Source organism: Moorena sp. SIO3I6 (assembly GCF_010672095.1).
The window spans coordinates 1-1,017 of sequence record NZ_JAAHHU010001755.1 but is presented as its reverse complement, the minus strand read 5'-3'; the positions used below and the strand labels follow the sequence as shown (position 1 = coordinate 1,017).

General features: G+C 43.7%; 1 protein-coding gene and 1 pseudogene. One reads left to right on the top strand and one right to left on the bottom strand.

Going from position 1 to position 1,017, the window contains the following annotated elements; genetic code table 11:
* A pseudogene (locus tag F6K49_RS52890) lies at window positions 1–159 on the top strand (DNA double-strand break repair protein Mre11); the annotation flags it as partial.
* A gap of 7 nt (window positions 160–166) precedes the next feature.
* Here F6K49_RS52890 and F6K49_RS52885 read toward each other — a convergent pair.
* Window positions 167–619 carry a helix-turn-helix domain-containing protein gene (locus tag F6K49_RS52885; protein WP_293111133.1) on the bottom strand — a complete coding sequence of 151 codons (453 nt, stop codon included), beginning with the start codon at window positions 617–619 and terminating at the stop codon, window positions 167–169.
* Between the last annotated feature and the right edge of the window lie 398 nt (window positions 620–1,017).

The window sequence follows — 1,017 nt, the reverse complement described above, 5'->3', positions numbered from 1 at the left end:
AGCCAGCTAGCCCGTCCCCGGTTGCCGGAACTGGGTATAGGTAACAGCATTGACCCGATGGATGCGTTATCGACATATCTAGAGAATCGGCAAGACCTCAGAGATATTGCTGCAGATATGCTAGAAGCTGCAGAATGTCTATTAGAGAAAAATCGGTAATTGGTAATTAGCTACTAGCGGGAAAACTGCCACCGATGAAGTGGATATCACTGAAGGTTTCGATCCACAGACGAGCGCCACAATCGAGTGGGTTATCAGGCTGATAGACAATCCGACATGGACCGAGGATTTCTACCTCGTTTCCGTATAGATTGTTGCCGCTTCGTTTTACTGAAATCACTGGCTTCCGGTCTTTGGGACTTTTGTGCATATTCGAGCCAATGTGATTGCGGTTGACATTGATCTTAGCTAGAGCCGGAGGACGATTTTTACGCCACTTACCCTTTGGTCCACGTTTGCCTTTAATAATTTGAGGCAGATAGTTAAACAGGGGAATAATCCAGAATTTACCGCTTTTATAAGCACCTCTAACCCGGCCAGAGCTTAGGAGTTGTCGCAATCGTCTAGAGGAGATTCCTAACAGAGATGCCGCTTCAGTAGTACCAACGCACTTGTTCATCAGTTGATTTTCCAAAACTATTCCTATAAAACTATAATAAGATAAAATTTGTGGAATGCCAAATCATGGGGTTCTATTAATTAATGCATCAGCCCTCAGCACTCAGAAGATTCCCTGAATAACATTGAATGTAATTAGGGCTATCATTAGACAAATCAGGTCAGTTGGAATGATAGGTTGGGACTTTTGGAATAGCTAAAAATGGCAATCAGTGCTACTGTAGGATGCCATACTGTTGCGCTAGTTATCCTACATGGTTGAATCAATACCTAAGCAAAACTACCGTGAAGATTCAGGGTCAGCCATCGTAGGCTTCACAGGTCAACAGTGTCAGCAACAGCTGCTTGACAAAACCTGAGTAGACATCTGTTCTAACTCCTGATTAACCTGATGGTTTG